General features: G+C 64.1%; 21 protein-coding genes and 3 tRNA genes. 7 read left to right on the forward strand and 17 right to left on the reverse strand.

What is annotated here, in order from left to right:
* The 3 genes from VJV41_RS00850 to VJV41_RS00860 all read right to left on the reverse strand — a co-directional run.
* On the reverse strand, positions 1 to 580 hold a 580-nt coding region (locus VJV41_RS00850), incomplete at its 3' end, for an FkbM family methyltransferase (RefSeq protein ID WP_325330123.1).
* A gap of 81 nt (positions 581 to 661) precedes the next feature.
* Positions 662 to 1,795 carry a glycosyltransferase gene (locus tag VJV41_RS00855; RefSeq protein WP_325330125.1) on the reverse strand — a complete coding sequence of 378 codons (1,134 nt, stop codon included), beginning with the start codon at positions 1,793 to 1,795 and terminating at the stop codon, positions 662 to 664.
* Positions 1,796 to 1,862: 67 nt separating this feature from the next.
* Positions 1,863 to 3,416: a sugar transferase gene (locus VJV41_RS00860; RefSeq protein ID WP_325330126.1), complete on the reverse strand. Its 1,554-nt coding sequence runs from the start codon at positions 3,414 to 3,416 to the stop codon at positions 1,863 to 1,865.
* Between the two features lie 843 nt (positions 3,417 to 4,259).
* Here VJV41_RS00860 and VJV41_RS00865 point away from each other — a divergent pair.
* Positions 4,260 to 4,925: a low molecular weight phosphatase family protein gene (locus VJV41_RS00865; RefSeq protein ID WP_325330299.1), complete on the forward strand. Its 666-nt coding sequence runs from the start codon at positions 4,260 to 4,262 to the stop codon at positions 4,923 to 4,925.
* Between the two features lie 86 nt (positions 4,926 to 5,011).
* Here the strand turns inward: VJV41_RS00865 and VJV41_RS00870 are convergent, their stop codons facing one another.
* Together VJV41_RS00870 and VJV41_RS00875 are read right to left on the reverse strand one after the other, a co-directional pair.
* Entirely contained in the window at positions 5,012 to 6,328 is a 1,317-nt protein-coding gene (locus tag VJV41_RS00870) for a UDP-glucose/GDP-mannose dehydrogenase family protein (protein WP_325330128.1), read from the reverse strand.
* 38 nt (positions 6,329 to 6,366) lie between these two features.
* On the reverse strand, positions 6,367 to 6,840 hold the full coding sequence (locus tag VJV41_RS00875; protein ID WP_325330130.1) for a hypothetical protein: 474 nt from the start codon (positions 6,838 to 6,840) through the stop codon (positions 6,367 to 6,369).
* 472 nt (positions 6,841 to 7,312) lie between these two features.
* Between VJV41_RS00875 and VJV41_RS00880 the strand changes: the two genes are divergently transcribed.
* Together VJV41_RS00880 and VJV41_RS00885 are read left to right on the forward strand one after the other, a co-directional pair.
* Positions 7,313 to 10,111 (forward strand): ATP-binding protein, encoded by a 2,799-nt coding sequence (locus tag VJV41_RS00880; protein WP_325330132.1) that lies wholly within the window; start codon positions 7,313 to 7,315, stop codon positions 10,109 to 10,111.
* A gap of 236 nt (positions 10,112 to 10,347) precedes the next feature.
* Positions 10,348 to 13,041: a helix-turn-helix transcriptional regulator gene (locus VJV41_RS00885; protein ID WP_414684847.1), complete on the forward strand. Its 2,694-nt coding sequence runs from the start codon at positions 10,348 to 10,350 to the stop codon at positions 13,039 to 13,041.
* Positions 13,042 to 13,095: 54 nt separating this feature from the next.
* On the opposite strand, the gene VJV41_RS00890 is transcribed toward VJV41_RS00885, so the two are convergent.
* Positions 13,096 to 13,998, reverse strand: a complete 903-nt coding sequence (locus VJV41_RS00890) for an NAD(P)H nitroreductase (protein WP_325330136.1) — start codon at positions 13,996 to 13,998, stop codon at positions 13,096 to 13,098.
* A gap of 392 nt (positions 13,999 to 14,390) precedes the next feature.
* Between VJV41_RS00890 and VJV41_RS00895 the strand changes: the two genes are divergently transcribed.
* Entirely contained in the window at positions 14,391 to 17,216 is a 2,826-nt protein-coding gene (locus VJV41_RS00895) for an ATP-binding protein (protein ID WP_325330138.1), read from the forward strand.
* 8 nt (positions 17,217 to 17,224) lie between these two features.
* Here VJV41_RS00895 and rplA read toward each other — a convergent pair whose 3' ends face one another.
* The 11 genes from rplA to VJV41_RS00950 form a co-directional block, all read right to left on the reverse strand.
* Positions 17,225 to 17,932, reverse strand: coding sequence for a 50S ribosomal protein L1 (gene rplA, locus VJV41_RS00900; protein WP_325330140.1), 708 nt, complete (start codon positions 17,930 to 17,932; stop codon positions 17,225 to 17,227).
* Between the two features lie 96 nt (positions 17,933 to 18,028).
* Entirely contained in the window at positions 18,029 to 18,457 is a 429-nt protein-coding gene (gene rplK / locus VJV41_RS00905; RefSeq protein ID WP_325330142.1) for a 50S ribosomal protein L11, read from the reverse strand.
* An 82-nt stretch (positions 18,458 to 18,539) separates the two neighbouring features.
* Positions 18,540 to 19,358, reverse strand: a complete 819-nt coding sequence (nusG, locus tag VJV41_RS00910; RefSeq protein WP_325330144.1) for a transcription termination/antitermination protein NusG — start codon at positions 19,356 to 19,358, stop codon at positions 18,540 to 18,542.
* A 30-nt stretch (positions 19,359 to 19,388) separates the two neighbouring features.
* Positions 19,389 to 19,835, reverse strand: a complete 447-nt coding sequence (gene secE, locus VJV41_RS00915; protein ID WP_422656553.1) for a preprotein translocase subunit SecE — start codon at positions 19,833 to 19,835, stop codon at positions 19,389 to 19,391.
* A gap of 68 nt (positions 19,836 to 19,903) precedes the next feature.
* Positions 19,904 to 19,976, reverse strand: a tRNA-Trp gene (locus tag VJV41_RS00920).
* A gap of 154 nt (positions 19,977 to 20,130) precedes the next feature.
* Positions 20,131 to 20,658 carry a (3R)-hydroxyacyl-ACP dehydratase subunit HadC gene (hadC, locus tag VJV41_RS00925; RefSeq protein ID WP_325330148.1) on the reverse strand — a complete coding sequence of 176 codons (528 nt, stop codon included), beginning with the start codon at positions 20,656 to 20,658 and terminating at the stop codon, positions 20,131 to 20,133.
* 2 nt (positions 20,659 to 20,660) lie between these two features.
* Positions 20,661 to 21,089 carry a (3R)-hydroxyacyl-ACP dehydratase subunit HadB gene (hadB, locus tag VJV41_RS00930; protein WP_325330150.1) on the reverse strand — a complete coding sequence of 143 codons (429 nt, stop codon included), beginning with the start codon at positions 21,087 to 21,089 and terminating at the stop codon, positions 20,661 to 20,663.
* Complete coding sequence (gene hadA / locus VJV41_RS00935; protein WP_325330152.1) at positions 21,076 to 21,552, reverse strand: (3R)-hydroxyacyl-ACP dehydratase subunit HadA; 477 nt, start codon at positions 21,550 to 21,552, stop codon at positions 21,076 to 21,078. The genes hadB and hadA overlap by 14 nt, the downstream gene beginning before the upstream one ends.
* Before the next feature lie 55 nt (positions 21,553 to 21,607).
* Complete coding sequence (gene rpmG, locus VJV41_RS00940; protein ID WP_003887980.1) at positions 21,608 to 21,775, reverse strand: 50S ribosomal protein L33; 168 nt, start codon at positions 21,773 to 21,775, stop codon at positions 21,608 to 21,610.
* 37 nt (positions 21,776 to 21,812) lie between these two features.
* Positions 21,813 to 21,886: transfer RNA gene (locus VJV41_RS00945), tRNA-Met, on the reverse strand.
* A 61-nt stretch (positions 21,887 to 21,947) separates the two neighbouring features.
* A tRNA-Thr gene (locus tag VJV41_RS00950) sits at positions 21,948 to 22,020 on the reverse strand.
* Positions 22,021 to 22,186: 166 nt separating this feature from the next.
* On the opposite strand from VJV41_RS00950, the gene VJV41_RS00955 reads away from it, so the two are divergent.
* The 3 genes from VJV41_RS00955 (at position 22,187) to VJV41_RS00965 (ending at position 24,880) form a co-directional block, all read left to right on the forward strand.
* Positions 22,187 to 23,050, forward strand: a complete 864-nt coding sequence (locus VJV41_RS00955; RefSeq protein ID WP_325330158.1) for an NYN domain-containing protein — start codon at positions 22,187 to 22,189, stop codon at positions 23,048 to 23,050.
* A gap of 9 nt (positions 23,051 to 23,059) precedes the next feature.
* The gene (locus tag VJV41_RS00960) at positions 23,060 to 23,770 is read left to right on the forward strand and encodes an MBL fold metallo-hydrolase (RefSeq protein ID WP_325330160.1); all 711 of its coding nucleotides are present in this window, start codon (positions 23,060 to 23,062) and stop codon (positions 23,768 to 23,770) included.
* A gap of 114 nt (positions 23,771 to 23,884) precedes the next feature.
* Positions 23,885 to 24,880 (forward strand): DUF4352 domain-containing protein, encoded by a 996-nt coding sequence (locus tag VJV41_RS00965; RefSeq protein WP_325330162.1) that lies wholly within the window; start codon positions 23,885 to 23,887, stop codon positions 24,878 to 24,880.
* Positions 24,881 to 24,899 lie beyond the last annotated feature (19 nt).

Here is a 24,899-nt window from a genome sequence, read left to right on the forward strand (position 1 = left end):
GGCCGTGTCGGCCGACGACATCCTCGAGGACCTCGCGTGTTCTGCGGCACTGGACAGTGATGTAGTTGCCGGTTGGTTGCCCGACTCCGCCGTAGCGTCCTGTCGGCTCCCAGCCGAACCGCACTTCGCCTTCCTCCGTTCCTACCGCGGCCCGATCAAGGGCGTAGCGACCTTCGAAAGGGCGCAGATTATGTTGGAGCCGCTCAATGTTGGCGGGAAGTGGCTCGAACAGGTAAGTGAAGGTATCGGCTCCCCGAGACAGAAAGTACGCGGCTGAGATACCGATATTGGAACCGAAGTCCACGACGACCTTGTCGCTGTCATCGGCGAGATAGTCGACTCGGCAGAAGATCTCGTTAACGGTGAGGACGTCGTGGTGGGTATACAACTCGAGGTCGATCGGACCGATCGGGCTGGAGACGCGCACACTGCACGGGTACTCCCCCATGCCCGTCAAGTACCGGCGATACATCTCGAAGGGATGTTCGTACAGCCTCAGCATGTTGCTGGCTGCGACATAGTGTTGTCGCTCGAATACCGCTTTGGCAATCGTGCGGGTATCACGCCCAGCGATCCGCACGGACTGCAGCCCCTCTCTGGCCCATGCCATTTGGCGTCAACGGACCGCAACACACGGCTACTGGAGGCAGTTTGTACGCGCTCAGGCCCGGCACGCTTCATACCCTAACTCGATGGCGACCCAGCCCTGTACGCGTTCGATGAACCGCGCTTCGGAGAACTCCGCTACGTCATCAGTCGTCGGCCGAATGCCGCGATCTATGAGTTCGCGGGTACGGTCGGCAACACTCCTGACGTCGGCGAAATCCGCTACTACGCCAGCCGCTGATTTTCGAGCGCTCTCCTGTGCGCCACCCACGGCGTTAACCACCACCGGTGCCCCTGCCGCCATCGCCTCAACCGGCATCATGCCGAAATCCTCCACAGGGGGGAACACATAGGCGGCGCTACGCGCGTACAGCGCGTGCAGCAACGCATCCGATGGGGAGATGACAAACGTCGCAGGCACCGACGCGCTCGCTGCGATGTCGCGAAGGCGCTGTTCCTCGGGGCCTCGGCCGGCGATCACCACCGGGATATCCAGGAGGGCACCGATAGATATCACCTTGTCGAGTTGTTTGTACGACACAAACCGTGAGGCTCCAAGGATGAATATTGCTGGCAGACCATCGATTACGCGCAGATCGGCGTCGCTGAGGCCGTTGCCTGTTCGCGCCGACTCCGCGATCGCTTCAACCGGAACGGGTGGGTAGATGACCGTTGCGTCGCGGTCCCAGAACCGCCTGATGCGGTCCTGGACGCATGCGCTGTTGGCTGCGATCGCGACATGTTCGGTTGCCCGTCTCTTGTCCATCGATTTGTAGTACGGCGAGACAGCTCGCACGGCAGGATTGCCGCCGCGGAAATCGAGTTCCGGTGTCCATATGTAGCGAGCCGGGGTGTGCGCGTACACGAACTTGGGGATGCCTCGGTTCGCACCCTGGAATCGGGCATGGTGGGCGAACAGATGCGAACTCACAAGCATCCAGTCGTAGCGGTGGCCGCTGCGGAGCGTTCGCCATGTATGGGGCATCAATGGCAGCGCGACCGCTTTGGACCGTCGCAATGGAGTGCGCGAGAACCAGGACTCCGTGATCTTGCGGTCGGCCATCACGGCGCCAGGATCGCGCCACAGCGTCCACAGGTCGGCGTCGGGAAAGGCATGACTCATCGCCTCAAAGACCTTCTCAGACCCGCCATGTGCTGACATCCACTCGTGGACTACGACGCCCGCCACTGTCGGCTTCCCCTCCGGTCGAGACTAGCCCGGTTCAGTACGCACCCCTACGGCTTCACCACCGAGCTCACCTTCCGCGGTAGAACAAGACCTCGCGGAACGTCCGCAAAATGATCTTTATGTCCAGCCAGAGCGACCAGTTTTCTATGTAGAAGTTGTCGTGTCGGGCGCGGTCGGCGATGGACGTGTCCCCCCTGAGCCCACTGACCTGAGCGAAACCGGTGAGCCCGACCTGTACGCGGTGACGGTGGGCATATCTGTCGAACTGTGTCGAGAATTGCTCGACAAAGTGCGGCCGTTCCGGTCTCGGCCCCACCAGCGTCATATCGCCTCGAAGTATGTTCCAGAGCTGAGGCAGCTCGTCGATTGAGGTGCAGCGCAGGAACCGTCCGACTCGACCGACGCGGTTGTCGGCGGCCACACACCAATTCGTCTGCGACTCAATTTCATTGGCCGGCCGCATCGAACGGTACTTCAAAAGCTCGAAGTGCTTGCCGTCGCGTCCCACCCTGACTTGCCGGAAGATGACGCCGGGTCCACCCTCGATCCGCACCGCCAGCGCAGCTGCAGCCAACACGGGCAGCAAGAGGATCAGTGCCATCACCGCGACTGCGATGTCGAACCCACGCTTGATCACCCGCGTCGGCCCGTGAAGGTTGGGATTGCGGATTCGCATGATCGGAATGGAGCCAATGTGGTCAGCCATGCCGGTCTGGGTGTGGAAGTGATGTATTCGCGGAACAACGAATAGGTCTGTGTGTTGACACACCTCTGTACGCACCGCATCGATCAACGCGCGTTCCTCGAAGCTTCCATCAGCCACCAGCAAGGTGTCCGCACCGGTCCTCAACACCGCAATGTCTAGATCGGCAAGGCGACCTAGTCGTGGCAGGTACTCCTCGGCCGGACAGTCGTCACCATCATCGACGAAGCCATCCAATGCGATTCCGTACTCGCGATGCTGGGCAAGGATTCTGGCCAATTCTGTGGCCAGCGGTCCGCCGCCGATCAGCACGGTGTGGTGCTTTGCAATTCCGCTTCGACGACCTATGGCGATGAGCCGTGTGGTGATGACGCGGCCAACAATGACCAGCGCCACGGCCTGGCAAGCGGTTTGGAAGAAGATCAGTACCTCCACCTTGTGATACAGGTAGAGGATCGCGGCGGAAACCGCGGCCACGGCGGCCAGCAGGCGAGTAACGATAGACGGCAGCTCGTCCAAGACACTGAGGTGCAACGGTGCGACGTATCGGCCGCCGTCGGTCAGGAGAAGTGTCGCAAGGATGGCCATCAGCACCATTGCGTGGATCTGAGGTGGCCGCCATGCAAGTGGAGCCAGCATCAGTGCGAAGTCGACGACCGGGACGACCATCCACGCCCGGATGCGGCTGAGGAACCGCATGTCGACGCGCTCACGATCGCCGACCGGACGAAGGACATCTTTGGCGACTTCGAGAACCGGTGGCCGCCCAGCGTCAGCGTTCGCCGTAAGCGGCGCCACCTGTGTTCGACGGCTGTCCAGGAGCCGGACATTATGCGGAATACCGCTCCCAATTTCGAGATCGCGAGCCCGAGATTTCTCAGTGACAGCCGCTGCGGTCGGCTCGAGGACTTCGGTCATGACTGGACACCCGACGCGCCCAATGAATTTCCATTCAGGTGAGTCGGCAATATCCTCGATGAACCGCTAAACGGAAACAACATCGGACGGCCCCCGCGTCCAACCCACGTTGCCCACGCGCGTATGCGCGGGTCGCAATACCGACATCACTTACCCCCTGTAGCCGTCGGTGACGACTTTGCCGGTGAGAATGGCGGTCCCAACGCCAACCAACGGCGAGTGTTGTGGCTATCCACACCCCGCAGCCACGACAATCGTTACCGTTCTTGTCACCCGGTGACCAGCATATTCACAGCGGGGTGCCTGACGGAATGAGGTGTTTCCCTATGATTTCACTGCGCCTACCCTAGGAACCGCTGGTAGATCTGACTTTTCATGTCAGGGGACCCGGTTTCCCTGAATGCTTGACTGCGGTTGCTGTGGTTGCACGGTCAGCCGGACACCCACGACAGTTCCTGCGCCAGACACAGATTCCGCGGCACTTGACTGGCATGCATGGACCGCCGGCCAAGATGCATTCGCTATCTAGGCGAGATTAGCTGATCGGAGAACCGCACCACGGATTGAACCGTCCGGAGATTCCCGACCTTAAGTCAATTCGATGTTAACTAGTCGTGTGACCGAAATTTCCAACGATTTCTACAACCAGATCCAAGACTCGACACCTATTCGTGGTCGATTTCGCGGCTGTTCGGCGCGGTGACCACAGCTGGGAAATTGTACTAATTCTGCGCGAACCGCTATCGCGACACCTTGGATGTAGAGATCGATAACCAGCTACGACACGCGCCGGCACGCTATCGGGCAAATTGGGACCTTCCGACAGCTCCAGTCGCGGAGTCATTGGACTGCACACCCGGTGGCGGCCAGCATCGACAGAGGGAGGCTCAAGGCAGTTCCAGTACGGTTGTACGCGGCCCGATACCGTTCAGGCCGGCGTCGGAGATTCACTGTCGAAGTGAGGAGTTTGCTCTGCACGTCCTGTTTGTTTGCACCGGAAACATCTGTCGGTCGCCAATTGCGGAGCGACTCGCCTCGGCGTATTCCACTCGGATTCGGGTTCCGGACTTCAGAGCTTCCAGCGCGGGTACCCGCGCAGTGACTGCGCATCCGATTCACCCCGACGCGGCGCTCGTTCTTGAAAAACTGGGTGGAGACGCATCCAACTTCGCAGCGCGACAGCTCACATCGCGCATTGCTTCAGATGCCGATCTTGTTCTCACGATGACGAGGGCGCATCGCGATACTGTCCTGGAACTTGCCCCGCGCCAACTCCACAGAACCTTCACCCTGAGTGAAGCCGCCCGACTCGCATCAGATTGCAACGCACGAAACATCGCAGATCTCGCGGCGCTCCGCCCGCACTTGGCAACGCACGAACTTGCGGACATTCCTGACCCGATTGGCCGCGCCGCGGATTTCTTTGCGACGGTGGGTTCACAGATTGCCGAACTCCTGCCGCCAATAGTCGAACTTTGTCAGCGCTCCTCCCCTCTCGCCGCCGATTAGCGGTGCACGCCTGCACAGCGGTGCTGAAATATATCTGAAACCAACGCAATTCGAGCCGCCAGATGGCGACGTCATCTCAAGTGGGGTCAGGTATTCAGTGCGCCCCGCCCGAGCGCGTACACCTGCCAGCCAGCGTCCGACCAGAAGTCATAGTCGACCGCGTTTCTGGCGTCGAGTAGCCGCGGCTCGCGAACAACGGACAGGAACGAGCGGGGATCGATGCTGCGGTACTCGTCCCATTCCGTGGCCAGCACGATCAAATCTGTATTGCGGCACGCGTCTTCGATGATCGGGCAGTACGTCAACGTGGGGAACCGCCTGCGCGCGTTGGGGATGGCTTTCGGGTCGTGCACCCGGACAGCAGCCCCCTTCAGATGCATCGCGGCGGCAACGTTGAGGGCCGGGGAGTCGCGCACGTCATCGCTGTTGGGCTTGAACGCCGCGCCCAGCACGGCGACATTTTTGCTCAGGAAGTCACCTCCGAGCATGGCACCGGCGATAGCGACGACCTTGTCGCGACGGCGCATGTTGATCTTGTCGATCTCACGCAGGAACGTCAGCGCGTCAGACGCCCCCAGCTCGCCCGCCCGAGCGCTGAAAGCGCGGATGTCCTTGGGCAGGCATCCGCCGCCAAATCCGAGGCCGGCGTTGAGGAAACGACTACCGATCCGCTCGTCGTAGCCCAGCGCCCGGCTGAGCGTGACGACGTCGGCGTTGGCCACCTCGCACACCTCGGCCATCGCGTTGATGAACGAGATCTTAGTGGCGAGAAAGGAATTCGCGGCGACCTTGACCATCTCGGCCGTCGCCAAGTCCGTCGTGATGTAAGGCGTGCCGCGATCGATGATCTTCCCGTAGACCTCCAGCAGCGACTTCTCGGCATACTCCGACGTCACCCCGAACACCAGCCGATCGGGGTGCAGGGTGTCCGGCACGGCCTTACCCTCGCGAAGAAACTCGGGATTCCAGGCCAATTCGAGCCGAGAGCCGTCACCGCCCAGGCTGTCGGCCAGCCGTTGGGCGGTTCCGACTGGCACGGTCGACTTCCCGACAATCAGCCCGTCGCAATCTGCGAGGTCGGCGACGGTCTGCACCGCGGCGTCGACGAAGCGCAGATCGGCGGCATCAGACCCCGATTGCTGCGGCGTCCCGACACAGATGAAATGCAGTTTCGCGCCCCGAACGGCCTCCTCGGCGCTGGTGGTGAATCGCAACTGGCCCGTCGCGAGCGCCGATTCCAATAGCACCTCGAACTCCGGCTCGAAGAACGGCGAGACCCCGCGCGATAACGCCTCCACCTTCGCCGAGTCGGTGTCGTATCCGACGACCTCGTGCCCCAGGCTCGACATGCATGCAGCGTGGACGGCGCCCAGATAACCGGTTCCGATCACACTGATTCGCATTGCAACACCTCGGCCCGGGCTACGCGGACGATCGTCGGTCAGATTTCACATAGACCTGTGCGCTTGCAGATTGCCTGGCAATACGTCAAGTTCGAGTCGGACGTTTGACACCACGACGGATTCTTGTTGATCCTTGCCGCCGTTAGTTGGTCCTTTTTCGCCGCCACACCTGCCGGACTCATCACCGAGTTGCCGGGGTTCCCTGGCGAGGCAAGGGGATTATTGCAGTTCAAGTCAAACACGTATTCTTTTTTGTTGTCGTTCCTGCCGCTGGAATCCAGGAATATCGACTTGTGCCAACTGGCGACAGTGCAGGCGCCCGTCTTGACCTGATCGCCGGTCACCGTACCGACGACGGCGGTGCCACCTTTGGAAGAAATCGCCGCTGAAGCCTCGTCGTAGGAAATTCCAATCAACCCGTCCTTAGCCAAGGCGACACCGGACCCGAACATCGTCACCGAAAGTGCCGCAGCACCAACGGAACCCAGGATCCGCACGGCCAAACTGCCCATCAGAAACCCCTCCCTAGCGAAGAATTCTTGCCGATCTCGCACCCGTTGGCTGCATACCGCTCGGCCTGCGCAGCGTCGTCAGCTCGGGGCTGCGACGCCACGAAACTTGCGGGGCCCCCCGACCACCGCGGCACTCTCATGCTCGGCGCCCACCCCCGCAAGCTCTGCCCCCTCGCTCGGCTGAAATCTGCGGCAGGACCCCTCCGATGCCGCATCCTTCGTTGCGAAGTGAATTTAGCTCGGTACCGGTACCCCAGGAATCGGGTGTTTCCCTAAGGTTGCCCCCCACCCCCCCTTCCGATTGGGCGCCGGCGCACCGACTCAGCTACCGGGACCAGGGCGGGCGGTCGTCTTTCTGCGGCCGTTGGCCCCTCCCCGGCCGGGGCGCGCAAGCAGGATTCGACGGTGCAGATAATTTCGATATCACAGGTTTGACCACGAAAAGGGTTTGCCGGATGCGACGATTGTCCCGATGGTCGGGGGGCTCATCGACCGTTCGGTCGAGTGGGGGTTAGTTGTCGACTTCTTGATGTCGACAACTAGGGAGCCGTCTGCCCTCGTGATCGAGGGGGAGGCCGGCATCGGCAAGACCACCCTGTGGTCGGCTGCAGTACAGCAGGCGCGGGAGCGTGGGTTCCAGGTCCTGTCGGCCCGCGCCAGCCAAGCCGAGTCGGTGCTGGCTTATACGGTGGTTGCCGATCTGATCAGCCACGCGGACTCGGCAGCCCTGGGCGGCTTGCCCGAAGTCCAGCGCGCTGCGGTGGATCACGTACTACTGCAGGCCGACAGCGGGGACCCCCCGAGCGACCATCGGGTCGTCGGTACGGCCTTCCTTTCCATCCTCGAATGCCTGGCCGCCAAGTCGCCGGTGCTGGTTGCCATCGACGATGTGCAGTGGGTGGACGCGTCCAGCAAGAGTGTCGTCAACTTCGTTGCGCGCCGGCTTGACCGACGGATTGGCATGCTGGTCACTGAGCGTTCCGGACCCTACACGAGCGGAACAACTGCTTCCTGGCTACAGCTGCCCAGACAGACCGACATTGAGCGAATCTGTCTGGGGCCGTTGAGCGTTAGCGTGCTACACACGTTGATCTGCAACCGATTGGGTCACTCACTTCCTCGCCCGACGACGGTCCGGATCGCCGAGATATCTCATGGCAACCCGTTCTATGCGCTCGAGCTCGCATACGCGGCAAGCATCCAGTCTCCGACCGCCGAACCAGTGCTGCCAGGCACGCTCGCCGAGCTCATGCACGAGCGGATAGGTCATCTGGAAGAGGATGTCGAGGACGTGTTGCTCGCCGCGGCATGCGCCTCCGATCCGACCGTCGACCTGCTCGCTAGCGCCACCGGAACCACCACTGCGCGCACTGTCGAGCTGCTCGAACCGGTCGAAGACAAGGGCCTCATCAGCATTCACGGTAACCGGGTGAGGTTCAGTCACCCGCTGCTGGCGCGAGGTGTCTATACCGACGCCAGTCCGGCACGGCGGCGCCGAATACATCGGGCCCTGGCCGACATTGAGTCGCTACCCGAACTGAGGGCCCGACATCTCGCACTGGCGACCGTCAGCTCGGACCCCGCGACGCTGCACGCCCTCGACGCCGCGGCAGACGCGGCGCGTACCCGCGGTGCTCCGGCCGCCGCCGCCGAGCTCGTCGATCTGGCGATCCGGCTCGGCGGTGACACGCCCCAACGTCAGATCCGTGCCGCCACGCACCATTTCCAGGCTGGCTGCCCCGAACACGCCCGAGCGCTACTCGAACCCGTGATCATCCAGCTGCCCCCGGGCCCACTCCGAGCGACAGCAGTCAACCTGCTTGGGGAAATGCGCATGTACGACAACAGTTTTGCGCACGCCACTGAACTCCTTCGAGGCGCGGTAGACGACGCCGCGACCGAACCCACGGTGCTGGTGCAGAGCTTGCTTCTGCTGGCGCTTGCTCTTGTCAGTACCGGTGGGTACGACGAGTCATTGACCTACGTGCGGCAAGCAGTGACGTTGGCCGAGGAACTCGACTTACCTGCGTTGACCAGTCAAGTATTCGCGATGTGGGTGACTGTCGCCGCTGTGTGCGGGCAGGGCGTCGACGAGCCCAGGCTGCGGCGCGCGCTGGACCTCGAAGACCTCGACGTCGACGTGGCACTTCCGTTCAGTGCCAGCGCCGTCAACACGCTGGCTCTGGCCTGGGCCGGACAGCTGGACGAAGCCCGAGCTCAACTTATGGTTGTGCGGAAGCGCCGCATCGAGCGCGGAGCCAACAGCCACATCATCTACATCGACCTCCATGCCATCTTGATCGACGTCTGGCGGGCCGACTTCGCCGCAGCCGCACTCACAGCCGAAGAAGCGATGGAGCGCGCCGCGCAGCTCGGTGGTGATCACCTGGCGGTCATCGCCAAAGACGCCCGGGCTGTCGTTGCCTCCTACACCGGTCGCGAGGAGGAAGCCCGCGCGGATGCTCACGCCGCGATCGACGGAGCTCGCCGATGCGGCTCGCCACGCCTCGCGGACCGGCCGATCATGACCCTCGGGTTCTTGGATGTTTCACTGGGCAAATATGCCGAGGCCTTGACGACCTTGCAGCCGCTGCTCGCAGACTTCGATAACCTGCCCGGCACGGAGATTGTCACTGCGGCTTTTGTCCCCGATGCCGTCGAGGCAATGATCGCACTTGGGCGCATTTCCGAAGCCGGCCCATTGATCGAAGCACTGGAGCACAACGGCCGCCGCCTCGACCGCCCGTGGATGCTGGCAATCGGCGCCCGCTGCCGCAGCATGTGGTTGGCCGCCCAGGGTGACGTAGAAGCGGCCACCCGCACGGCGCACCGAGCGATGAGCGAGCACGACAGGCTGCCCATGCCGTTCGAACGCGCCCGCACCCAATTGCTGCTCGGCCAGCTTCAACGCCGCCAGCGCCTCAAGGAGGCGGCCACAGTAACCCTCTGGGATGCGTTGCGCGCGTTCGAGGACATGGGAACGCCGCTGTGGGCCAACCGCGTCCGCGACGAACTGGCCCGCACCAAGGTCGGCCCAACTCCGCACCTGCAACTGACCCCGTCCGAACAACGTGTCGCCGAACTCGCCGCCTCCGGTAGGACCAACCGCGACATCGCTGCCACGTTATTCATCAGCCCCAAAACCGTCGAAGCCAACTTGGCTCGCATCTACCGCAAACTCGGCATCCATTCGCGGGCCGAGCTCGGCCATCGGATGAGCCACCTGACCGGTGCGGAAGTATCCGACGCCAGCCGCACTGCGCTCCCCTAGCGTTTCGGGCGCTGGGCGACCCGCCCTGCATCTCTCGCCAAAGTTGCCGGTCAACGATCGTCGAATCCAGGTACGGATCATCACAACCCTGGTCTAGCTGGCGAGTGCGACGCCGATGGTGTCGCACTGGCCACTGGTGGCCAGGTAGTCTACGTTTGCTGTCGGCTTTGGGTGGGGATGTCGTGAATGCCGGGCTCGTTGATCGTCCGACCGAATTCAGAGCGATTGCTGCGTTCTTGCAATCGGCCGCTGAGCGAACCTCCGGCCTCGTCATCGAGGGCGAAGCCGGCATCGGCAAGACCACGCTATGGCTCGCGGCGACGGACCAGGCGCGCGAACGCGGATTCCAGGTGCTGTTGGCGCGTGTCGGCGAAGCGGAATCGATGCTGGCCTACGCGGCGGTGGCCGACCTGCTGGGCGGCGTGGATCCGGACATCCTCGACCGCCTCCCCGACGTCCAACGCCTCGCGGTTGATCGAGTGCTGCTGCGAGCCAGCGTCGGCGGTCCCGCCACCGATCAACGCGTGGCCGCCGCGGCGTTGGTTTCCGTCGTCGAACACCTCGCCGCCGACAAGCCGGTAGTGATCGCCGTCGACAATGTGCAGTGGCTCGATTCTTCCAGCCAATCCGTCCTGACGTACGCGGCCCGACGCTTCAGCGGCCGGGTCGGAGTGCTGGTGACCGAGCGGTGCGACCCCAACCGCGGCGAAGCGGTGACTCGGCTGCAGCTGCGCGATCCCGACAGCATCGGGCGGGTCCACGTCGGCCCGCTCAGTCTCGGCGGACTGCATGCACTGATCTCAGCGCGGCTCGGTCGATCGTTCGCCCGCTCAACGATGGTGCGAATCGCCGAAATCTCCTGCGGCAACCCGTTTTACGCACTCGAACTGGCCCGCGCCATTCACGTCGGCTCCGGCAGGGCGCAACCATCGCTGCCGGCGACGCTGGCCGACCTGATGCGTCTTCGCATCGGCACGCTCGAAGGACAGACCGGCGACGTGCTGCTGGCGGCCGCCGCGGCGGCCAATCCGACCGTCGAGTTGCTAGCGCAGGTCGTGCACACCACCGTCGAGGGCGTTGTCGAGCTGCTCGACAACGCCGAAAGCAAAGGCATCATCGCGATCGACGGCAATCACGTCCGGTTTTCCCATCCGTTGTTGGCCCACAGCGTCTACACCGACGCACGTCCGGCCCGGCGTCGGGCCGTCCACCGCGCGCTGGCCGAGGTCGTCGTACTCCCGGAACTCAAGGCGAGGCACATGGCATTGGCGGCTGCGCGCGCGGACCCCAACACGTTGAAGGCGCTCGATACGGCGGCCGACGCCGCCCGCGCCCGCGGTGCACCTGCTGCCGCGGCCGAATTGGTCGAGCTGGCAATAGGACTCGGCCAGGACACTCCATCTCGCCGAATCCGCGCGGCCGAACACCACTTCAAGGCCGGCGATACCGAGCGTGCCCGCGCGCTGCTCGAATCGACCATCGACGAGCTGCGGCCGGGACTGTTGCGCGGAGTCGCCTTGAACCTGTTGGCCGGAATCCGCATGTATGACGACACGTTCATCCAAGCGGCCGCGTACCTGGAGCGCGCACTCGACGACGCCGAAGCGAATCCCGGTCTGTACGTCCAGACGCTGGTGTCGTTGGCGTTCGCACAAGGCATGGCGGGACAGTTCGACGCGTCAGTGCGAAACGCCCGCGAGGCGGTGACACGTGCGGAAGCGTTCGGCTACCCACCGTTGACCAGCCGCGCGCTCGCCATGTTCGTCAACACATCGTTTCTGTACGGCCATGGGCTCGACGAAGCCAGCCTGCGCCACGCAGTGGAGCTCGAAGACCCCGATGCCGATACCCCAATCCCCTTCAGCGCCAGCGCCATCAACGCGTTGATCTGCGCGTGGACCGGTGAGCTGAACATCGCCAGCAGGCAGATGGCCGCGCTGCGTGACCGATGCGTCGACCGCGGGGCCGAGAACGACATGATGGCCGTCAACGGCTACTGCACACTGATCGAGATGTGGCGCGGCAACTACGCTGAAGCCGCTCGATTGGCAGAAGACACCATGCAGCGCGCCGAGCAGAGCGGCGGTTCGCGCACCATTGCGCTGACCGTACGCGCGGCGGTCAACGCCTACATCGGTCAGGAGCGTGAAGCCCGGGCCGACGCCAACGCCGCCACGGCGATCGCCCGCGAGTGCGGGGTACCGCGGTTGGCCGAATGGCCGACCATGACCATGGGATTCCTCGAGGTGTCACTGGGCAACTACGCCCAGGCGTTGACAGCCTTGCAGCCGATGCTGGACGTCTTTGGCTCGCTTCCCGGCAGTGAGATCATGACCGCCACGTTCATCCCTGACGCTGTCGAAGCCATGGTCGCGATGGGTCGGCACGCCGACGCAGTGCCGCTCATCGAGGAGCTTGAGCGGAACGGCAATCGCCTGCGCCGCTCGTGGATGCTCGCCGTCGGCGCGCGCTGCAGGAGCATGTGGCTGGCTGCCACGGGCGACGTCGCTGCGGCAGATCGGCTGGCCCACGATGCCATGACCGAACACGAGCGGCTGCCCATGCCGTTCGAACGCGCACGCACGCTGCTGCTGCTCGGCCAGCTGCAACGGCGTCAACGCCAGAAGGAGGCCGGCGCTGCGACTCTGCACGAAGCGTTGCAGGCTTTCGGAACCATGGGTACGCCGCTGTGGGCCGACCGCGCGCGGGCCGAACTCGCCCGCACCAACATCGGGCCGAGAAGTGAGTTGGCGTTGACGCCATCCGAGCGGCGAGTGGCCCAGTTGGCCGCGTCGGGCATGACCAACCGCGACGTCGCCGCGGCGTTGTTCATCAGCCCAAAAACCGTGGAGGCCAACCTCGGCCGCATCTACCGCAAGCTCGGCATCAAGACTCGGGCGGAACTCGGCCGCGTCATTGACGATCTGTAGGCCGCGATGGAAGCGCGCCACGGCCCCTTCGGCGTCGCCGCCGTGCTGTGGCAGTCAGGCACTGGTAAGCGACTGATGACCCAGCCACTCAGCGACGTCCGTCAATGGGCGACGCGGAGGTGAGGGAAGCGAGTCGGCGTCCACGGGAGGCCACCCTATGCGCAACAACATCTGGGGAAACCCCACGATACTAAACAAGTTGGCTTGCACAGTATCTCGCGCTTCGCTGGTCTCCAGCGGCTCTGCGACAGGGCAACTCGCAAGTCCCAGCGCGGTGGCCGAGAGCAGCACCAGGCTGGTCGCTTCTCCGGCGCGCAGACGGGCGAGCCGGCTGTCGTCTTTGGTGCCTAGAGCCAACACGACAGCGTTGTCGTCTTCCGAGTCGGCGATTGGCGGAGACACCATCGACGCCGTCGAATCGGATTTCGGTGCGTGCCCGTGCGGAGTCGTGTGCCGCCAGACTGCTTGCGCCACAACGTGTTGCAATTCCGCGGTTTCCACTCGCCGTGTCGTCACGCCGGCACGGGCGGCGCGAGCCCCAATCAAAGCCATGTCGGCGGTAGACACTGGCCACGGGCTGTACGGCCGCCAGTCACTGCGCCGCCTCGGTATTGCCGAGGCCAACGCGGCATCGAGTGCGCCGGCGGGGTGCCGCGACAGCTCCAGGGCGGCAACGTGTCCGGGTTCCGCGGGATCGGGCAGCCTCTGGACCTTTGCGCGCCATCCCAGCGCCGCAAGGGCAACGACACAATGGTGCAGCGCAGCACCGCAGCTCAGCAGGACGTCCCGGCTTTGTGGGTCGGTGTCGAGTCCGCCTCGGTCAGGGTCCGCGTAAAGATGCAGACTTTGGGCGCCCACGCGCCACAGCCAAGGTTGGGAGTCATTGATCGACGGTGCGCGCGTCGCAAGCGACAGCGCAGTGTGGATCGTCTCATGATCGGGTCGGCAAGCGATCATTTGCTGGCCTGAATCTCTTGGCCGCCGCGAAGCATCGAAGGGGACCATGGCATTCGCCGACGTTGTTTGCCCTTGGGCTGTCGGTTGGCGGACCGGAAGGCTCCTCGCTTGCTAGATGTGCAAACGCGGTCACCGTGCAATGCCTTAGCTACTGACAGTTTGGCATGTCCAGCTCTCTGTAACTCGTTCCAGTTCGATGGAGTAAATGCACTGGCCACCGGCAATACGGCGCAAAGGCCCGCGATCTGGTTGAGGGTAGCGAGCCGTTGCAAACGCAAAAGCTGGCTACTTGACCTGCGCCCGGGACGCGCCTTTGCCATATTTGCACCTCGATGCGGATTAATTGACTATTTCGTCAATCATACCGATGAACTGCGCCGATTTCGCAGGAAATGCGATTTGCTAGCTGCCATACTCGGGCTGTGTCGGGGGTTGGAGTACACCGCTCTGCCGAAGGGCAAGCGGTTGGGGAATTCTTGTCGGCTGCCGATGCGCAGCCATCGTGTCTCTTGGTTGAGGGCGAGGCCGGCATCGGCAAGACAACGCTGTGGCTAGCCGCGATCAGCCAAGCGCGTGAGCGTGGATTTCACGTGCTGTCCGCCCAAACGGGGCAGGCCGAGTCGATGCTCGCGTATGCGGCGACAGCCGACCTGCTCGCCGATGTCGAAGCGGCCGTTCTTGACCAACTGCCCGACGTGCAGAGCATCGCACTCGACCGGGTTCTATTGCAGACAGACCTCGGCGGTCTCCCCACCGATCAAAGGGTGGTCGCGACTGCGTTTCTGTCCATTGTGGAGGGGCTTGCACGCACTGCGCCGGTGCTGGTTGCGATCGACGACGTTCAGTGGCTAGATCCGTCGAGCAAGGCGGTCGTGGCGTTCGTCGCACGGCGCCTCACGGGCCGCGTCGGCCTGGTTCTCACCGAGCGGTCACAGCGCGGCTCCGAGACCGCGACATCGTGGTTGCGGCTGCGCAGGCCCGACGGCATCGAACGAATTCGCTTGCGTCCGTTGAGTCTCGGCGGCCTACGTCTGCTGTTCGACGCGAAGCTGAGCCGGTCGTTTCCTCGCCCGACAATGACGCGCATCGCCGAGCTCTCTGGCGGCAATCCGTACTTCGCGCTGGAGTTGGCGCGCACAATGGCGAGCGAATCGCCGGGCAGCGAAGTGGCATTACCCGCCACGTTGGCCGAGGTGGTGCGCGCCCGAATCGGACGCCTGGACGACGACGCGCGGGAGATGTTGCTGGCTGCCGCCTGTGCTGCCGAGCCGACGGTGGATCTGCTGGCGCGCGCCACCGGCAACCCTATTGAGCGCACCGCCGAGCTGCTCGCGGAATCAGAGAGTCACGACATCGTCGACATCGACGGAAATCACGTGCGGTTTTCTCACCCCCTGCTGGCTAGGGGTGTCTACGCAGACGCCAATCCGTCGCGCCGCCGAGCAATGCACCGGGCCTTGGCCAAGGTCGAGACGCTGCCCGAGCTGAAAGCCAGGCACCTGGCGCTAGCCACCACCAGTACGGATCCGGCGACGCTTCAGGCGCTCGACGAAGCCGCCACCGCCGCGCGGGCTCGCGGAGCCCCGATGGCGGCGGCTGAGCTGATCGAGTCCGCGATTCGGCTGGGGGGTGACACGCCATCGCGTCGGCTGTCGGCCGCCGAGCATTACTTCCAGGCCGGCGATAACAAGAGGGCCCGTGCCCTACTCGAGCCGACGATTGAACAGCTGGCGCCCGGGACGCAGCGAGCGACCGCCCTCAAGCTGTTTGCCGAAATGCTGGTCGCCGACGGCCGCTTCCAGAAGGCCGTCGATCTGCTGTGGACCGCGCTCGGAGACGCATCGGACGACCACGCATTGCTGGTGCAGACCTTGCTCCTGCTGTCGAATGCTCTGATCAACACCGGCGAGTACGACGAGTGCTTGCATCACACACGGCAGGCAGTGGCGCTCGCAGAAGAACTCGACCGTCCAGTGCTGACGAGTCAGGCACTCGCGATGTGGGTGACGGTGAGCTGCATCTGTGGCCAGGGGGTCGACGAACGCAGTCTCCAGCGTGCGCTGGAGCTGGAAGACCTCGACGTCGACGTGCCGAGCGCCTCGCGCGCCATCTGCACCTCTGCCCTGATTCTGGCCTGGACGGGTCAGCTCGATGAGGCGCGCACGCAGATGCGCGACGTCCGGCGCCGCTGCATCGAACGCGGCGCCGAGAGCCTGATGATATTCGTGTCTCTACACAGTGCCTTGATCGAAATCTGGCGCGGGAGCTTTACCGATGCCGCACAGATCGCCGAGGACGCGATAGAACGGGCCGAGCAGCTCGGCGGTGACCACGTGCTCGCCATCGCCCAGACGGTCCGCGCGGCGGTCGCGGCATACACCGGGTGCGACGATGCAGCGCGCGCCGATGCACGTGGAGCGTTGGAGGCCGCCCAGCGGTGCGCCGCGCCCAGCCTGATACAGCTGCCAACAGCGATCTTGGGGTTCCTCGAAGTTTCGCTGGGCAACTTCGCCGAGGCGCTGGCGACGTTAGAACCGCTGATTTCTGGATTCGACGCAATCCCAGGCACAGAGATCATTACCGCTTCGTTCCTGCCCGATGCGGTCGAGGCGATGGTTGCGGTGGGCCGGCTCGATGATGCCGAGCCGCTCATCGACGCGCTGGAACACAATGGGCGCTGGCTCGACCGCCCGTGGATGCTGGCAGTCGGTGCCCGCTGCCGCAGCATGTGGCTGGCCGCACACGGTGATGTCGTGGGTGCCGATCGGTTGGTCCACCAGGCGCTGCGCGAGCACGAGCGGCTGCCGATGCCGTTCGAACGCGCACGCACGCAGCTGCTGCTCGGCCAATTGCTGCGTCGGCAACGCCGCAAGGATCTGGCGGCCGCGGCCCTGCATGAGGCTCTGCACGCGTTCGAAGAGATGGGCGCGCCGCTGTGGGCCGAGCGTGCCCGCGCCGAGCTCGCACGGATTCGCGTCAGCCCGACCCACGACTTCGGGTTGACCCCCTCTGAACAACGGGTGGCCGAGCTCGCCGCGACGGGCATGACCAACCGCGACGTCGCCGCCACGCTGTTCATCAGCCCAAAAACCGTCGAACACAACCTGGCTCGCGCCTACCGCAAACTCGGCATCCACACACGGGCCGAACTCGGGCAGCGCATCAGTCAACTCAAACTGGGGGAATCAACCGGTTCCCACAGCACCGCGGACCATTAGCCGCGGGCTCAGGCCTCCGCGAAGTTGCGGGTGACCGCCGGGTCGACCGGGATGCCCGGGCCCGTGGTCGTCGAGACGACGACCTTCTTCAGGTACCGGCCCTTTGACGACGACGGCTTGGCGCGCAGGATCTCGTCGAGCGCCGCACCGTAGTTCTCGGCGAGCGCCTTCTCGTCGAATGACGCCTTGCCGATGATGAAGTGCAGGTTGGCCTGCTTGTCGACGCGGAAGTTGATCTTGCCGCCCTTGATGTCGGACACGGCCTTGGCCACGTCCGGGGTGACGGTGCCCGTCTTCGGGTTGGGCATCAGACCACGGGGGCCCAGCACGCGTGCGATGCGGCCGACCTTGGCCATCTGATCCGGCGTCGCGATCGCGGCGTCGAAGTCCAGGTAGCCGCCCTGGATCTTCTCGATCAGGTCGTCGCTACCCACCTCGTCAGCGCCTGCGGCCACCGCCGCCTCGGCCTTGTCACCGACCGCGAACACGATGACGCGGGCGGTCTTGCCGGTGCCGTGCGGAAGGTTGACAGTGCCACGCACCATCTGGTCGGCCTTGCGCGGGTCGACGCCGAGCCGGATCGCGACCTCGACGGTGGCGTCCTGCTTCTTCGACGACGTCTCCTTGGCCAGCTTCGCGGCCTCCAGCGGCGTGTAGAGCCGTTCGCGGTCGATCTTCTCGGCGGCTTCGCGGTATGCCTTGCTGTTCTTGCTCATTCGTATCTCCTGCTTTCAGGGTTGTGGTGCGGTGAGCGCTCGCGCGAAGAGCGTCCATCCAGTCGGGCCGATGCCAGCCCTCCCACGCGTCGAAACTTATTCGACGGTGATGCCCATCGACCGGGCGGTGCCGGCGATGATCTTGGACGCGGCGTCGATGTCGTTCGCGTTCAAGTCTTCCTTCTTGGTCTCGGCGATCTCACGCACCTGATCCCAGGTCACCTTGGCGACCTTGGTGGTGTGCGGGGTACCGGAGCCCTTTTGCACGCCTGCCGCCTTCAGCAGCAGCTTGGCCGCGGGCGGGGTCTTCAGGGCGAAGGTGAAGCTGCGGTCCTCGTAGACGGTGATCTCCACGGGGATGACGTTGCCGCGCTGGCTCTCCGTCGCGGCGTTGTACGCCTTGCAGAACTCCATGATGTTGACGCCGTGCTGGCCGAGGGCCGGACCCACGGGCGGGGCGGGGTTGGCCTGCCCGGCCTGGATCTGCAGCTTGATCAGACCGGCGACTTTCTTCTTCGGGGCCATGGGTGTTGGTGTTCCTCTCTCGTACTCAGTGATTTGTGTGCGTTTTCGAGCGCTCAGCGCTCCTCAACGCACACAAATCGCTCTAGATCTTGGCGACCTGGTTGAAGGTCAGTTCGACAGGTGTTTCGCGGCCGAAGATGGACACCAGCACCTTGAGCTTCTGTTGTTCGGCGTTGACCTCGCTGATCGAGGCGGGCAACGTCGCAAACGGTCCGTCCATGACGGTGACCGACTCCCCGACCTCGAAGTCGACCAGGATCTCCGGACGTTCCAGTCCACCGGCCTCGGCGGCGGCTGCGGTGGTCGATGCGGCCTTGCCGGGCTTCTTCGCGGCGGCGGGCGGAAGCAGGAACTTCACCACGTCGTCGAGCGACAGCGGCGACGGCCGCGACGTCGCGCCGACGAAGCCGGTCACGCCAGGCGTGTTGCGCACCGCGCCCCACGACTCGTCGTTGAGTTCCATGCGCACCAGGATGTAGCCCGGCAACACCTTGCGGTTGACCTGCTTGCGCTGGCCGTTCTTGATCTCGGTGACCTCTTCGGTCGGCACCTCCACCTGGAAGATGTAATCGCCGACGTCGAGGTTCTGCACGCGGGTCTCGAGGTTGGCCTTCACCTTGTTCTCGTAGCCCGCGTAGGAGTGGATGACGTACCAGTCGCCGGGCTGCAGCCGTAGCTCTTTCTTCAGCGCGACGGCCGGGTCCTCGTCCTCTGCCGGAGCCGCGTCGGCGGCGACATCAGACGCAGCCTCAGTGGCCGCCTCACCCTCTGCAACCGCCGGGGCCTCGTCGGCCACGTCGGCGGGCGTCGCGTCGACGTCCTCGGTCACGGCTTCGGGGTTGGCCTCGTCGATCAGGTCGACGCTGTCAGCCGAAGGCGCGTCGCCCTCGAAGCTAGTCACGGTTTCAGTCCTCTTCTCTCAATTCGCTCGTCAGCCGAACACCAGCGTGACGAGCTTGGCCAGGCCCAGATCGACCCCGCCGATCAGCGCCACCATGAATGCCAGGAAAACCAGCACCACGGCGGTGTAGTTGATCATCTGCTTACGGTTCGGCCAGATCACCTTCCGCAGCTCGGCGACTACCTGCTTGAGGTAGTTCCAGACGAATGCGAACGGATTGCGCGACGGCCGGTCGGCCGACTTCTTGGCGGTCTTCGTCGCAGTGCCCGCACCGTTCTTGGTGGGGCCGGCCTTGGTGCCGGTCGCCAAATCGACGGCCTCGCTGTCGACGTCGACACCGCTGCGCCGCGACCGCTTGCCCGTCGGTCGCGTGGGACGGGTCACCACCGCGGTCTGACCGCGGGTGTCACCGGTGCTGTCGGTGACGCTGTCCGTGCCGTCGCCTGGGGAGCCGGCACTATCGCGCTCGTCGCTCACCGCATGCCTTTCGTCTGGTTCTTGTGGGTCACCTTCCAGTGTCCACACTTGTCGAGTATTCAGTTGAGCAGGGGCGACAGGACTTGAACCTGCAACCTGCGGTTTTGGAGACCGCTGCTCTGCCAGTTGAGCTACGCCCCTTTAGCAATGACACAGCTGGCACTGTCGTCACAGTCGCGTCCGGGGCTTACACAATTCGCGCGCTCCCCGATCGGTCGATCTTCAAACCGACGGACAGCGCGCTGGACTGGGAAAACCCCGAGGTCCGAGTGTAGCGCGCGATCCGTCCCAGTTACTAATCCGATCCTTGGCCGTTCTCGCTGACCGCCGTCCGCACGACCTGCCCCGTCTCCGGGTCCCACTTGGCCGAAATCGAGTTGTCACCCTCGTGTCCCATCAGCGTGGTGAAGGACTCCATCACCACTTCGCCGCTCGGGTCGGTGAGCACATTGCGGGTCGTGACGATGTCGGCGCCGAATCGCTCGTCGACGGACTCGATGTACATCGTCCCGGTCAGCGCGTCGCCGTCCTTGATGGGCCGGTGGAAGAGGAACTTCTGGTCGACCTGAACGATCTGCAAAGTTTCCATGCCGAGATCGACGTGCTGGAAGAAGTGCCGCTGGATCAAAATCGCGAAGATCGACATGAAGGTCGGCGGCGCGATCAGCGCGTCGTGGCCCGCTTCGGCCGCGGCGGCCTCGTCGAGAGATACAGGGTCGTGGGCCTTGACGGCGTTGGCGTACTGGCGGATCTGTTCACGCCCCACCACGAACGTGTCGGGGTACTTCCAGACCATCCCCCGGATGTCTGTCTTTAGCGCCATGGCTAGGCCAACTTCGCGGTCGCGATGGCGCGGCCGAAGATCTTCTTCCCCCCGGAGGTGGCCGTCAGCGCGATGGTGATCGACTTCGTCTCCGGCTCAACGGATTTCACACGCCCATTGAACACGATTTCGGCACCCACGCCGTCGTTGGGTACCGGCACCACCGCGGTGAAGCGCACGTTGTACTCGGTGACGGCAGCGGGATCGCCGACCCACGACGTGACGTAGCCGCCGCCCAGACCCATCGTGAGCATGCCGTGCGCGATCGCGGTGTCCAGACCGACCTGCTTGGCGATGTCGTCGTCCCAATGGATGGGGTTCAGGTCACCGGAGACGCCGGCGTAGTTGACCAGGTCCTGCCGCGTCAGTGGGATCACCTGCTCGGGAAGCTCGTCGCCCTTCTTCACCGAATCGAACTCACGCAGTGGCATCTGAAAAACCCTCTTCTCCCTCACCAGTTCGACCCGCCAGGGTCGTGTACGTCTCCTGCACGACGTCACCGGCCTCGTTGGTAACGATGTTCTTGGTCACGATGATGTCGGCGCCGTGAGACTGCCGGACGGAGTCCACGTAGACGTCGCAGTAGAGCTTGTCGCCCGCATGAATCGGCTTGAGGAACTTCAACACCTGGTCGACCTGGATGATCTTCATGTCGGTGACGCCGATGTTCGCGGCCTCGAAGAACGCAGTCTGCGCCTGGTATCCGAACACGCAGATGAACGTCAACGGCGCAGGCAGCGACTTGTGACCGAGCTCGGCGGCCGCCGTCTCGTCGTGGTACGCGGGATCGTCGTTCTTCACGGCGACGGCGTACTCGCGCAGCTTCTCGCGACCGACGACGTAGTGGTCGGGATAGCGATAGTGCATCCCGACGATCTGCGCTGACAACGACACGGTTAGTGAACCTACCTAGTCAACCCTTGGGCAAACGCCCACGGGTTGGCGCGCGCTAGCGCGATTCCTTGTGGGGCTGGTGCTTCCCGCAGTTCGGGCAGAACTTCTTGAGCTCGAGCCGGTCAGGATCGTTGCGACGATTCTTCTTCGTGATGTAGTTGCGGTGCTTGCACACCTCGCACGCCAAAGTGATCTTTGGCCGTACGTCGGTACTGGACGCCACGTCAGCTGCCTCTTCCTGAATGTCTTTATTCGTCTTGTAGCGATGGCCGGACTCGAACCGGCGACCTAACGATTATGAGTCGTTCGCTCTAACCGACTGAGCTACACCGCCATGGTCGGGCGCCGTCGAGCCTCCGCGCTTTCCCTTCGCTTCGCTCGCCCGGTGTCCATCGAGCCCCCTAACGGAATCGAACCGTTGACCTTTTCCTTACCATGGAAACGCTCTACCGACTGAGCTAAGGGGGCCAAACCCGCGCAGCCGTGGCGTGGGCCTTAAAGAGGGTACATTCTCGCGGATATCCGCGCCAAACCGCTGGTCACCGCGGGACACGTCGAGGCTGCGGTGAGATCACGAAATTGCCAAGAATTGCGATCTGTCCGCAGCCCGGACGCCAGGTGATAGGACGGAACCGTGACCGAACCCGGCACGCCACGCGTGGCGGTGTACCTCGACTTCGACAACATCGTCATCTCGCGCTACGACCAAGTGCACGGTCGCAACTCGTTTCAGCGGGACAAATCGGCCGGCTTCCACAAGGTGCCGGGCCGGCTGGCCGCAGCGACTGTCGACGTCGGCGCCATCATCGACTTCGCCTCGTCGTTCGGCACCCTAGTGTTGACGAAGGCCTATGCCGACTGGTCGGCCGACGTCAACGCCGATTACCGCGGCCAACTGGTCGGCCGCGCGGTCGACCTCGTGCAACTCTTCCCAGCCGCCGCATACGCCAAGAACGGTGCCGACATCCGCTTGGCCGTCGATGCCGTCGAGGACATGTTCCGATTGCCCGACCTGACGCACGTAGTCATCGTCGCCGGTGACTCCGACTACATCGCACTGGCTCAGCGCTGCAAGCGCCTCGGTCGTTACGTCGTCGGCATCGGCATCACCGGCTCGATCAGCAAGGCGCTGACGGCCGCCTGCGACGAGTTCGTCACGTACGACGCGCTGCCCGGCGTGCCCGCCGTCGCGCCGGCACCCGCCAAGAAGACGCGCCGCACGAAGGATGAAGAGCCCGACGAGGAGCCCGAGGGACCCGACCCACAGTCCGCAGCCACCGGCCTTCTCGAGCGGGCGCTGCGAATCGGCCACGAGAAGGATGACGCCGAGTGGCTGCACAATTCGGCCGTCAAGGCGCAGATGAAGCGGATGGACCCGTCATTCAGTGAAAAGTCGCTCGGATTCCGCTCGTTTACCGACTTCCTCCGTTCGCGCAGCGACCTGGTGAATCTCGACGAGAGCACCACCACGCGCATGGTGCGACTCAAGCCCTCATAGGGTGGAGCGATGACCGATCGCCTGTACTTTCGGCAGTTGCTGTCCGGTCGCGATTTCGCGACGACCGACATGATCGCGGCGCAGATGCGCAACTTCGCCTACCTCATCGGCGACCGCGAGACCGGCGACTGCGTCGTCGTCGACCCGGCCTACGCCGCACAGGACCTCGTCGACACGCTCGAATCCGACGGCATGCATCTGTCGGGTGTGCTGGTCACCCACCACCATCCCGATCACGTCGGCGGGTCGATGATGGGCTTCGAGTTGAAGGGCCTCGCCGAGCTGCTGGAGCGGGTAAGTGTTCCTGTTCACGTCAATTCGCTTGAAGCAGAATGGGTTTCACGCGTCACGGGCATCGCGCGCAGCGAGCTGACAGCGCACGAACACGGGGATGTGGTCAGCGTCGGAGACATCGACATCGAGCTGCTGCACACCCCGGGCCACACGCCGGGCAGCCAGTGCTTCCTGCTCGACGGCCGCCTGGTCGCCGGCGACACGCTGTTCCTCGAGGGCTGCGGCCGCACCGATTTTCCTGGCGGCGACGTCGACGAGATGTATCGGAGTCTGCAGGCGCTTGCGCAGCTGCCTGGCGATCCCACGGTCTTTCCCGGGCACTGGTATTCGGCGGAACCGAGCGCCTCGCTGTCAGAGGTTCGTCGGACCAATTACGTCTACCGGGCAAGCAATCTCGACCAGTGGCGCATGCTGATGGGCGGCTGACCAGCGCGCGACACGGTCTTTGCGTGAGCAAAAGTCGCGCCACCCCCGGGCGACCTGCGTTATTCTCCCGTTGCTCGGCGCCCTTGCGGCGCGTGACGGGGAGGACCCTCTGCAATGACGACACCCGCTGGCTGGTACCCCGATCCCGACGGCTCTGGCGGCCAGCGCTATTGGGACGGGTCAATCTGGACCGAACACCGCTCCCCCGCCATACCCGAGTCGACCGAGCAACCCACAAGCCATGAGGTAGCCGCCGGCGAGCAGCCGACCGTGGTCGTCCCAACGCGCCCTGCCGAGGCCAGCGGTGGCGGCGCACACCGGGCGCCCGAACCGGACGCGCAGCCCGATCCAGGGGCGACGACCCCGGTGACCTGGCCTCCTTCGCAGGCCGAGCCGACGGCACCTTCGGCCGAGACGACCGCACCGGTGTTCACGGGTGAACCCACGCCTACGGCCACCGGCGCGCCACCCGAACCGCCAGACTCTGGCTTCCCACCGGCGGCAGAACAGCCCGTATCGAATGGCAATCGGCAGCTCATCATCAAGTTCGGTGCCGCCTGCGCGGCTCTGCTCGTGGTGCTAGTGGTTGTGCTCGTCTACGCGTTCTTCATTCACAAGAACGACACCACCCAGATCGGCGCATCGGGTAACACCACGACGTCCAAGTCGGCGTCGCCCACCACGTCGGCCACCAAGACCCAGACACAGAGCGAATCACCCACGGCAGCACCAGGTTCCGAACAAGCGACCGACAGCGGTATCACGTTCGCAGTCGACAGCGTCGAGACCGCCCCGAGCGTGAAGTATCAGGACGCGCCGGTCGAGAAGACGGCGCAGGGCGAATTCGTCATCGTGCACATGACGGTGTTGAACTCCGGCGACGCGCCCGTGACGTTCCTTGGCACGCTGCAGAAGCTCAAGGCCGCCGGCACCACGTATTCCATTGACGACGAAGCGACGTTCTATCTCAATGGCGGTCTGGCAGAACTGAATCCGGGCGATTCGGCCGACGTCGGCCTGGCCTTCGACGTGCCACCGGGGACCGTGCCCGAGACGCTCGAGGTGCACGGCGACCCGATGGGCGCGGGCGTCGATCTGCCGTTGTCGTAGCTTCACGTAAGACTGGAGG

It is taken from the genome of Mycobacterium sp., from assembly GCF_035274705.1.
In the GTDB taxonomy this organism is placed as follows: domain Bacteria; phylum Actinomycetota; class Actinomycetes; order Mycobacteriales; family Mycobacteriaceae; genus Mycobacterium.

Bases quoted from the DNA above. Each gene is read 5' to 3' on its own strand.
- VJV41_RS00860 (WP_325330126.1), bottom strand. From the start codon at position 3,416: ATGACCGAAGTCCTCGAGCCGACCGCAGCGGCTGTCACTGAGAAATCT.
- VJV41_RS00870 (WP_325330128.1), bottom strand. From the start codon at position 6,328: ATGCGAATCAGTGTGATCGGAACCGGTTATCTGGGCGCCGTCCACGCT.
- VJV41_RS00875 (WP_325330130.1), bottom strand. From the start codon at position 6,840: ATGGGCAGTTTGGCCGTGCGGATCCTGGGTTCCGTTGGTGCTGCGGCA.
- VJV41_RS00880 (WP_325330132.1), top strand. From the start codon at position 7,313: ATGGTCGGGGGGCTCATCGACCGTTCGGTCGAGTGGGGGTTAGTTGTC.
- VJV41_RS00890 (WP_325330136.1), bottom strand. From the start codon at position 13,998: ATGATCGCTTGCCGACCCGATCATGAGACGATCCACACTGCGCTGTCG.
- VJV41_RS00895 (WP_325330138.1), top strand. From the start codon at position 14,391: ATGCGATTTGCTAGCTGCCATACTCGGGCTGTGTCGGGGGTTGGAGTA.
- rplA (WP_325330140.1), bottom strand. From the start codon at position 17,932: ATGAGCAAGAACAGCAAGGCATACCGCGAAGCCGCCGAGAAGATCGAC.
- rplK (WP_325330142.1), bottom strand. From the start codon at position 18,457: ATGGCCCCGAAGAAGAAAGTCGCCGGTCTGATCAAGCTGCAGATCCAG.
- hadC (WP_325330148.1), bottom strand. From the start codon at position 20,658: ATGGCGCTAAAGACAGACATCCGGGGGATGGTCTGGAAGTACCCCGAC.
- hadB (WP_325330150.1), bottom strand. From the start codon at position 21,089: ATGCCACTGCGTGAGTTCGATTCGGTGAAGAAGGGCGACGAGCTTCCC.
- VJV41_RS00960 (WP_325330160.1), top strand. From the start codon at position 23,060: ATGACCGATCGCCTGTACTTTCGGCAGTTGCTGTCCGGTCGCGATTTC.
- VJV41_RS00965 (WP_325330162.1), top strand. From the start codon at position 23,885: ATGACGACACCCGCTGGCTGGTACCCCGATCCCGACGGCTCTGGCGGC.